This window comes from Streptomyces sp. NPDC006265 (assembly GCF_040613555.1).
GTDB lineage: Bacteria > Actinomycetota > Actinomycetes > Streptomycetales > Streptomycetaceae > Streptomyces.
The window spans coordinates 1-8,278 of record NZ_JBEXSH010000375.1 but is presented as its reverse complement, the minus strand read 5'-3'; the positions used below and the strand labels follow the sequence as shown (position 1 = coordinate 8,278).

10 protein-coding genes and 1 pseudogene are annotated in these 8,278 nt (G+C 72.5%); 3 read left to right on the top strand and 8 right to left on the bottom strand.

Going from position 1 to position 8,278, the window contains the following annotated elements:
* Window positions 1-77 precede the first annotated feature (77 nt).
* Window positions 78-974: a DMT family transporter gene (locus tag ABZ281_RS27000; protein ID WP_356659505.1), complete on the top strand. Its 897-nt coding sequence runs from the start codon at window positions 78-80 to the stop codon at window positions 972-974.
* A gap of 13 nt (window positions 975-987) precedes the next feature.
* Entirely contained in the window at window positions 988-1,233 is a 246-nt protein-coding gene (locus tag ABZ281_RS26995) for an SDR family oxidoreductase (RefSeq protein ID WP_356659503.1), read from the top strand.
* 117 nt (window positions 1,234-1,350) lie between these two features.
* On the opposite strand, the gene ABZ281_RS26990 is transcribed toward ABZ281_RS26995, so the two are convergent.
* From ABZ281_RS26990 to ABZ281_RS26975, 4 genes and pseudogenes are all read right to left on the bottom strand, one after another.
* Window positions 1,351-2,136: a DNA-formamidopyrimidine glycosylase family protein gene (locus ABZ281_RS26990; RefSeq protein WP_356659501.1), complete on the bottom strand. Its 786-nt coding sequence runs from the start codon at window positions 2,134-2,136 to the stop codon at window positions 1,351-1,353.
* 10 nt (window positions 2,137-2,146) lie between these two features.
* The gene (locus tag ABZ281_RS26985) at window positions 2,147-2,518 is read right to left on the bottom strand and encodes a VOC family protein (protein WP_356659499.1); all 372 of its coding nucleotides are present in this window, start codon (window positions 2,516-2,518) and stop codon (window positions 2,147-2,149) included.
* Window positions 2,519-2,655: 137 nt separating this feature from the next.
* Window positions 2,656-3,655 (bottom strand): annotated as a pseudogene (locus ABZ281_RS26980) (DUF6397 family protein).
* Window positions 3,656-3,780: 125 nt separating this feature from the next.
* Window positions 3,781-4,194 carry a roadblock/LC7 domain-containing protein gene (locus ABZ281_RS26975; RefSeq protein WP_356659497.1) on the bottom strand — a complete coding sequence of 138 codons (414 nt, stop codon included), beginning with the start codon at window positions 4,192-4,194 and terminating at the stop codon, window positions 3,781-3,783.
* 104 nt (window positions 4,195-4,298) lie between these two features.
* On the opposite strand from ABZ281_RS26975, the gene ABZ281_RS26970 reads away from it, so the two are divergent.
* Window positions 4,299-4,727 (top strand): PPOX class F420-dependent oxidoreductase, encoded by a 429-nt coding sequence (locus tag ABZ281_RS26970; protein WP_356659495.1) that lies wholly within the window; start codon window positions 4,299-4,301, stop codon window positions 4,725-4,727.
* A 21-nt stretch (window positions 4,728-4,748) separates the two neighbouring features.
* Here the strand turns inward: ABZ281_RS26970 and ABZ281_RS26965 are convergent, their stop codons facing one another.
* The 4 genes from ABZ281_RS26965 to ABZ281_RS26950 form a co-directional block, all read right to left on the bottom strand.
* Window positions 4,749-5,354 carry an ATP/GTP-binding protein gene (locus ABZ281_RS26965; protein WP_356659493.1) on the bottom strand — a complete coding sequence of 202 codons (606 nt, stop codon included), beginning with the start codon at window positions 5,352-5,354 and terminating at the stop codon, window positions 4,749-4,751.
* A 95-nt stretch (window positions 5,355-5,449) separates the two neighbouring features.
* Window positions 5,450-5,860 carry a DUF742 domain-containing protein gene (locus ABZ281_RS26960; protein WP_356659491.1) on the bottom strand — a complete coding sequence of 137 codons (411 nt, stop codon included), beginning with the start codon at window positions 5,858-5,860 and terminating at the stop codon, window positions 5,450-5,452.
* Between the two features lie 22 nt (window positions 5,861-5,882).
* Window positions 5,883-6,320 carry a roadblock/LC7 domain-containing protein gene (locus ABZ281_RS26955; protein ID WP_356659489.1) on the bottom strand — a complete coding sequence of 146 codons (438 nt, stop codon included), beginning with the start codon at window positions 6,318-6,320 and terminating at the stop codon, window positions 5,883-5,885.
* The coding region (locus ABZ281_RS26950) for a nitrate- and nitrite sensing domain-containing protein (RefSeq protein ID WP_356659487.1) at window positions 6,317-8,278 on the bottom strand (1,962 nt) is incomplete at its 5' end. The genes ABZ281_RS26955 and ABZ281_RS26950, both read right to left, overlap by 4 nt.

Sequence of the window (8,278 nt, the reverse complement as noted above, 5' to 3'; positions counted from 1 at the left end):
GTACCACTGGGCGAGGCCCCATGGCAGGAGCAGGCACCGCCGACGTCACACGCCCGCCGATCCGGGAGGTGAGCACGCTGCACACCGTGCTCCCCGTCGTGTTCGCGATCTGCGCCGCCTTCAGCAATGCCGTCGCGACCGTGCTGCAACGCAAGGCGGCGCTCACCGTGCCCGCCTCCCAAGGATTGCGGGCCGGACTGATCGCCGATCTGCTGCGCCGGCCCGTGTGGCTGGCCGGGATCCTCGCGGTGATCGGCGCCGCCGTCTGCCAGGCGCTGGCGCTGGCTACCGGCCCGCTGACGATCGTGCAGCCGCTGTTCGTGCTGGAGCTGCCGCTCACCCTCATCGTCGCGTCGCTGCTGATGCACCGGCATCTGCCGGGCACGGGCTGGCTGGCCGTCACGGTGGTGGTGGCCGGTCTCGCGGTCGCGCTCGCCGCCGCCGCCCCCGCCGGCAACCGCACCCATGTGGCGCTGGACCGCTGGATTCCCGCGCTCGCCGTGTGCGCGGGGGCGGTCGTCGCCCTCGCCGTCGCCGCCCTCCGACGCCCGGAGGGCAGGGCCCGGGCGGCCTGCCTGGGCGCCGCGACGGCGATCAGCTACGCGGTGACCGCGGCGCTGATGAAGGCCGCCATGCACATCCTCGACGAGCAGGGCCTCGTGGGCTTCCTCACCGCCTGGCAGACCTATGCCTTCGCCGCCACGGGCGTGTGCGCGCTGTTCCTGCTGGAGAACGCCATGCAGGCCGGTCCGCTGGTCGCCTCGCAGCCCGCGCTCACTCTCGGCGACGCCCTGGTGAGCTTCGCGCTCGGCATCACCCTGTACGAGGAGACCATCCGCTCCGGGTGGTGGCTGTTGCCGCAGCTGTTCGGCGTCGCGCTGATCGCTGCGGGGGTGTTCGCGCTGGCCCGGATTCCGTTCACGCAGTCGCTGGTGGCCCCGGGCGAGGAGCGCGAGACCGCGGCGGCACCCTGAGCGAAGGAGGTCCATGAGGGGAGGCCTCAGCGAGCGGGTGGCGATCGTCACCGGCGGGGCCGGAGGCACCCCGATGACGGCCGGGTTCGGCGACGCCTACACGGCCGGGCAGCCCATCCCCCGGTTCGGGGAGCCCGAGGAGGTCGCCCGCAGGGTGCTCTTCGTCGTCACCGACGCGACCTTCTCGACGGGCTGTGAGTTCGTCGTCGACGGCGGCATCCTGGCCGGGACACCGGCCGTTCTGACGCCCGACGACTGAACCGCCGGTACGCCGCTGACCCGCTGCCGCCGCTGCGACGACGGCTCAGGGCCTGCCGGTCCGGCCGGCCGACCAGCCCTGCCGTATGGTGCCCTGCCCTGCCCTGCACTGCCCCGGTCATACGTCAGACTGGCACTGCGGGCACCACACCGTGCCCCGCCCGCCCATCCGCGCCCTGCGCAGCCCGGTGTCGCACCGCGGACACCTCGGGTCCCGGTCGTCCCGGTGGCCGGTGAGCCAGGAGTCACGCGGCGGTACGCAGCCGGCGGTGACGGACGAGCGCAACGTGCGTCGCATTTCGTCGTACAGCCGGCGGCGGTCCTCCCGGGTCAGGTCGCGCGCCCCGCGGTCGGGACGCAGCCGGGCCCGCCACAGGATCTCGTCGGCGAGCAGATTGCCGAGGCCGGCGAGAACGGACTGGTCGGTGAGGGCTGTCTTGAGATGCCCCCGGCGCGACGACAGCACCTCCTCGAACTCCGCACGGCCCACCGCCATGGCGTCGGGTCCCTGCCGCCGCAGCAGCGCCTCGACGTCGGACTCGTCGTGTGCCAGCCAGAGACCCTGCAGTTTGCGCTGGTCACGGAAGCGCAGCTGGCGGCCGCCGCCCAGGGTGAACAGGACGCGGTCATACGCTTCGACCGGGTCCTCGGCATGCCCGCAGACCAGGCGCCCGGTCATGCCGAAGTGCAGGACGAGGGTGGGGCCGCCGGTGCGGGCGAGCAGCCACTTTCCGTGCCGCTCCGGCGTGCCGAACCGCCGCCCCTCCAGCGCGTCCCGCAGCCGCCTGGCGTCGACGCCGTGCAGGACGCCCGTGTCCCGCACGTCGACGCGCCGGATGACGCGTCCCTTCGCGCAGGACTCGAGCACCTGCCGAAAGCCCTCGACGTCGGGGAGTTCGGGCACGACCGTCGGGTCAGGTTTCCTGGAGGACGGACAGCACGTGCCCCGCGGGGTCGGTGAACCAGGCGATCAGCGGGCCGCCGCCGCGGAAGATGCCCTTGTCGTCCGTCTTGAGGTGGTCGTAGCGCTCGAAACGCACCCCTTTCCTCGCCGGCTCGCCGACCGCGGCCTCGATGTCGTCGACCGGGAAGTTGAGGACGGTGAACGTCGCCGGGGTGTGGTCCGGCTTGGGGTAGACCAGGGTGTCCCGGTCGCCCGCGATGTGCAGGATCAGCATCCCGTTCTCCTCCGACACCCGGAGCCCCAGCGTGTCGGCGTAGAACGCCTTCGCCGCATCGATGTCGTTCACGGAGAAGCCGCTGAACGCCTTCGTCGTACCGAACATGATCGCCTCCCCAGACCAGTCTCCTCAGGGTCGGGCCCGGGCGCATCCGGAAACTCATCGGTCAGCGGGCCGGCCGGCGGTGATGCGATACGACCGGGGTCATCCGGCCGGCCGCAGACGCCTGCGGCGGAGCCAGTTCAGCAGGCCGTGGGGAGGGGTGGGTTCCGAGGCCGCGGGCCGCTCTGCCGCCGGAGCCGGGGGTGGCGCGAGCGGACCTGATCCTGCCGGGGGTGCCGGGAGAGTGGCACGAGCAGATGTGGGCCTACCGGGAGTGGCACGAGCGGATCTGGGGCTGCCGGGGGTGCCGGAAGTAGCGAGAGCGGATCCGGTCCAGCCGGCGGTGCCGGGCAGAGTGCGTCCGCCACGCGGTGGTGCCGTCGGGCCGCGTCCATCGTGTGGGCCAGATCCGCGCGGAACCAGGCCACTTCGTCCGGCTCGCTCGCCGTCATCAACGTCTCGGCCAGCTCGGCGCCGGGTGAACCGGGGGCGCCGTGCGCCGGGAGCCGGGGGCGGCAGCGGGCCAGGCGGGTGCGCTCGCGGGGGTCCCGCACGACCTCCGCCACGTCTGCGGGGTCGAGGAGGCAGGCGACCGCCGCCGCGCGCGCCCAGGGGTCGTCCCCCGCCTGACGCACCAGGAATCCGACGTGCCGCCCCCGCCAGTTGCGGGGCCGCCGGTCCATTCCGGCTTTCAGCCCGGCGCGGATCTCCGAGGGAGTGCGGCGGGCGGTCAGCAGCCGGGCGTGGCTCCCCTCGGCAGCGAACTGCCGCAGTTCCTCGGCCAGATACAGCCAGACGACCGCGCGGTAGCGGTTGAGGTAGAACTTCACCGGGATCAGCAGGCCATAGCGCGCGAGGCTCGTGAACCTGGTGGGTGCCACCTTCATGAGCTTGGCGCCTTCGGTGGTGCCGACGGTCGCGACGCGGCCTCGCAGGACGTCCGGGAAGCCGCCTTCCGGAACGCAGGTGGTCGATCTCCGCCAGGGCCACGCGAGGGCCCCCGCCTCCTTCGTCGGGCACGGTTCGGATGAGCCCCAGTTTCACAGCGAGATCGAACTCGCCCCGCTTGAGGCCCAGTTCGCGGGCGGCCCGGCTCGGGGCGCAGGTAAGGCGGTCGGACGTCGTGCCGGTGTGCGACATGGTCGGTCTCCCCCGTGGAGTCGGCGGCTCACGCCGTGTGCGGTCGCCGTGAAAAAACCGTAGCCGCTGCGACGGTTCTCGTGGCGAGCCTGTGGATAACTCCGTGGGGGTGACGAACGTGCAGGTCAGAGGTCCGTGATCGGTTTTGGTTCCGGCTGGCGCGCATCCACGTCGAGGTGCTCGCCGACCCGGTTGACCAGCAGTGTCATCTCGTAGGCGATCTGGCCTATATCTGCCTCCGCGCCGCTGAGGACGCACAGACAACTTCCCGTTCCGGCCGCGGTGACGAAGAGCACCGCGTCGTCGAACTCGATCATCGTCTGGCGTACGCTGCCCGCCCCGAAGTGCCGTCCCGAGCCCTTGGCAAGGCTGTGCAGCCCGGACGACACGGCCGCGAGATGCTCCGCGTCCTCGCGGCGCAGTCCGGTGCTCGCGCCGGTCACCAGTCCGTCGTTGGACAGGACGAGTGCGTGCCGCACTTCGTGGACGCGATCGGTCAGGTCGTCCAACAGCCAGTCGAGTCCCTGGTTCTGCACCATCTTCCGTTCTCCCCGTTTTCTCCCCGTGCGATTATCCTCCTGGCCGGAGGATCTCCATCTCAGCCTTCCCCACGACCGCGGCCGGGGCAAGGAGGATGGGAGCCATGACAGAGAAGATGACCGACGCGCAATGGCGGGAGTTCGTCTCCCGTGGCACCCGCACCGCAAAGCTCTCCACGGTCCGGGCCGACGGGAGCCCGCACGTGGCTCCGATCTGGTTCCTGCTGGACGGCGACGAGGTGGTGTTCAACACCGGCAAGGAAACCGTGAAAGGGCGCAACATCGTCCGGGACGGCCGGATCGCCCTGTGCGTGGACGACGACCGGCCGCCGTACTCCTTCGTGGTGCTGCAGGGGCGCGCCCGTGTCTCGGAGGACCTGGACGAGGTGCGGCACTGGGCCACCCGGATCGGCGCCCGGTACATGGGCGAGGAGCGCGCCGAGGAGTTCGGCGCGCGCAACGGCGTCCCCGGCGAACTCCTCGTCCGTGTCACGGTCGACAGGGTGCTGGCGGAGCGTGACGTCGCGAACTGACCGCAGGGCACCTGCACCCGGTCAGCCGACCGAGTCGAGCAGCCGGGCGGTGTGCATCCGCCCGGCGTACTCGACGAGACGGATCAGCACTTCCTTCCCCGAGTCGCGGTCACGGGCGTCGCACAGCACCACGGGCGTGCCCTTGTCGAGGTCGAGGGCGCGCGAGACGTCCGGGGCGCCGTGCCGCCGGGCGCCCGCGAAGCAGTTGACGGCCACGACGAACGGGATGCGCCGGTGCTCGAAGTAGTCGACCGCGGGGAAGCAGTCCTCCAGGCGGCGGGTGTCCGCGAGGACGACCGCGCCGAGCGCCCCCTGCGACAACTCGTCCCACAGGAACCAGAACCGGTCCTGGCCCGGCGTGCCGAACAGGTACAGGGACAGGCCGGAGCGGATGGTGATGCGTCCGAAGTCCATGGCGACGGTCGTGGTGGTCTTGTGGTCCACGCCGTCGGTGTCGTCCACCGACTGGCCTGCTTCACTGAGGAGTTCCTCGGTGCGCAGCGGCCGGATCTCGCTGACGGCGCCCACCAGGGTGGTCTTGCCCACGCCGAATCCGCCGGCGACCAGGATCTTCAGCGCCAGTGCGGCGGTGTCGCCGCCCGGGGCGTCGGAGTGCTCGGAGACCATTGATCACTTCTCTCAGGAGTGCCGGGTGTCGGGCGTGGGTGGGTGTGGGACCGAGTCGCTGCCTGCCGCTGGGTGTTGAGCCGGCGGGCGGCGGGCTACAGCGCTCTCAGGCCCTCGATCACCTCGCGCAGGATGCGTTCGTCGGGCAGTTGCGCCGGTGGTACGGGGCGGCTGACGGTGACGCAGCCGAGTTCCAGCAGGTCGCCGAGGAGGACCCTGACCACGCCGACGGGCAGGTCCGCACCGGCGGCGAGTTCGGCGACCGACTGGGTCTCCGGCCGGCACAGGTCGAGGAGGTTGCGGTGCTCCGGGCCGAGCGGGGCGTCGTCCACGCCGGGGGCGCCCGGGTCCAGCGTGACCAGGGCGATCAGATCGAACCGTACGCCGGTGGGGCCGGGCCGGGTGCGTCCGCCCGTCATGGCATAGGGGCGGACGAGCGGGCCGGCCTCGGTGTCGTACCACTGGCTGCCCTGCGCGTGCGGGGTGTCCGTCATGTCCTCGGTCATCTGCGCGGACCGTTCTCCCGGTTCATCCGGCGGCAGGTGGCTGCGCGGCCACCCGGGGTGCCGTGCCGAGATGCTCGCCTACGCGTTTGACCAGGCGTGCCATCTCGTAGGCCACGAGGCCGATGTCGGCGGTGGCGGCGGTGAGGAGGGCGAGGCAGGAGCCGTCGCCCGCGGCGGCCACGAAGAGGAAGCCCTCGTCCATCTCCACCATGGTCTGGCGGACCCCGCCGGCGCCGAAGTGCCGGCCCGCGCCCTTGGCGAGGCTGTTGAAGCCCGAGGCGACCGCGGCGAGGTGCTCGGCGTCCTCGCGGCGCAGTCCGGTCGAGGCCCCCACGGCGAGGCCGTCGTTGGACAGCACCACGGCGTGCCGGATGTCGCTCACGCGGAGCACCAGATCGTCCAGCAGCCAGTCGAGTTCGCCGGAGCGCGGGGCGGACTGGGTGCTCGGGTCCTGGATCATGCGGGGTCTCCTTCGCTGCTGTCGCTGCCGGTCGCGGGGCCGAAAGTGGCACCGCGGCCGGGTCCCCTGCCGCCGCCTCGTGCCCAGCCGTCGCGGTAGGCGGCCATGCGGTCCCGGACGAGTTCGGGGGTCCGCTCGTCGTCCCCGGGGGCGGCGGCCGTCGCCTGCTCCTCGGGGCGCCTTTCGCGCAGTTGGGGAGCGAGGCTGGCCTGCCGCACGCGGCGTGGGAGGTCGTCGGAGTCGGGCTGCTGCGGTGGGCGGTGCAGTCGCAAGGTGGCGACTCCTGGGGGTGGGGTCTGGCTCGGGGTCTCCAGGTGACGCGGACTGTCCGCGAGACGCGAGGTCTCCGAGTGGCGCAAGGACTCGGTCTCCGCGGCGGCCGGCACGGGTGCCACGAGGGCTCGCCGGTCGGCCTGGGCCGGGACCGCGTCCTGGAGGAGGGTGTCGTCGGGCACGCGCGCGTAGGCGGGTTCCTCCGGCTGCCGCGCGGGTTCCGCCGCCTCCGGGGATCGTTCGGCCACCCCGGTGTGGAGCAGGGCGGTGGGCAGCAGGACGACCGCGGTGGTGCCGCCGTACGGGGACGTCCGCAGGTGGACCTTGACGTCGTGCCGGGCGGCGAGCCTGCTGACCACGAAGAGGCCGAGTCTGTCGCTGTCGAACAGGTCGAGCGCCTCCGACTGGGCGATGCGGCGGTTGGCCTCGGCGAGGGTCTCCTTGCCCATGCCGAGACCGCGGTCCTCGACCTCGACGGCGTAGCCGTTGCCGACGGGTTCGCCGGTGACGCGCACGCGCGTGTGGGGCGGGGAGAACTGGGCGGCGTTCTCGATGATCTCGGCCAGCAGGTGCGTGAGGTCGGCGACGGCCGCGCCGACGACGGCTGCCTCGGGGAGTTGCCGTACCTCCACGCGCGCGTAGTCCTCCACTTCGGAGACGGCCGCGCGGACCACGTTCGTCAGGGAGACCGGCATGCGCCAGGCCCGGCCGGGGGCCGCCCCGGAGAGGATGATCAGGCTCTCGGCGTGGCGCCGCATGCGGGTGGTGAGATGGTCGAGGCGGAAGAGGTCGCTCAGCTCGTTCGGGTCGTCGGAGCGGCGTTCCATGCTGTCCAGGAGGGCCAGCTGGCGGTGGACGAGAATCTGGCTGCGGCGGGCGAGGTTGACGAAGACGCCGGAGATGCCGCTGGCGAGTTCGGCGCGTTCCACGGCGGCCCGCAACGCGGCGCGGTGCACGGTGGTGAGGGCCTCGGCGACCTGCCCGGTCTCGTCCTCGGCGGGCACTCCCGGTGGGGCCTCGGCGCGGATGTCGATCTCTTCGCCGGCGCGCAGTTTCCGCATGGCGTCGGGGAGTTTGCGGCGGGCGATCTCCAGGGCGCTGTTGCGCAGGCTGACCAACTCCACCACGAGGCCGCGTCCGATGCGGACGGAGATGACGAGCGAGGCGGCGACGGCGGCGAGACCGAGCAGGACGGCGGCGCCGGCCGGGGTGAGCAGTCCCCGGGTGAACGGGTCGGCCCGCTCCGCGACTCCGCGTGCCGCGTCGTCCTCGATGGTGCGCATGCCGTTCTGCACACGCGCGTACGGCGTGTTCCAGGTGCTCTCGGGTGCCGCTTCGACCGCCTTCGCGCCCGGCCCGCGGGCCAGTACGCCGTCCTCGACGTCGCCGAGGCCGGTGTAGGCGCTGCCTGCGGCGAGGACGTCCCATGCGGAGCGTTCGGTGCCGCTCAGGTCCGCGACGGCCGACCCGGTGAGCGTGCGGCGCAGATCGACGGAGCCGGTGAAGAGCCGGAGCCGCTCCCCCGTCAGGGTGCCGTCCAGGCGGGCACTCGCCAGCACCGCGTCCTCCTGGGCCAGCGCCTCGCCCGCGCGGGCGAACTCGAGCAGCACGCGCGCGTCGGAGCCGAGGTCGGCGTCACGGATGCCGGTGAGTGCCCCTCCGACCTCGAACGCCGCCGAGATGGT

Excerpts from the sequence above, each read along its gene's own strand:
- ABZ281_RS26960 (WP_356659491.1), bottom strand. The coding sequence starts at position 5,860 with ATGACCGAGGACATGACGGACACCCCGCACGCGCAGGGCAGCCAGTGG.
- ABZ281_RS26995 (WP_356659503.1), top strand. The coding sequence starts at position 988 with ATGAGGGGAGGCCTCAGCGAGCGGGTGGCGATCGTCACCGGCGGGGCC.
- ABZ281_RS26965 (WP_356659493.1), bottom strand. The coding sequence starts at position 5,354 with ATGGTCTCCGAGCACTCCGACGCCCCGGGCGGCGACACCGCCGCACTG.
- ABZ281_RS26970 (WP_356659495.1), top strand. The coding sequence starts at position 4,299 with ATGACAGAGAAGATGACCGACGCGCAATGGCGGGAGTTCGTCTCCCGT.
- ABZ281_RS26985 (WP_356659499.1), bottom strand. The coding sequence starts at position 2,518 with ATGTTCGGTACGACGAAGGCGTTCAGCGGCTTCTCCGTGAACGACATC.
- ABZ281_RS26975 (WP_356659497.1), bottom strand. The coding sequence starts at position 4,194 with ATGGTGCAGAACCAGGGACTCGACTGGCTGTTGGACGACCTGACCGAT.
- ABZ281_RS26955 (WP_356659489.1), bottom strand. The coding sequence starts at position 6,320 with ATGATCCAGGACCCGAGCACCCAGTCCGCCCCGCGCTCCGGCGAACTC.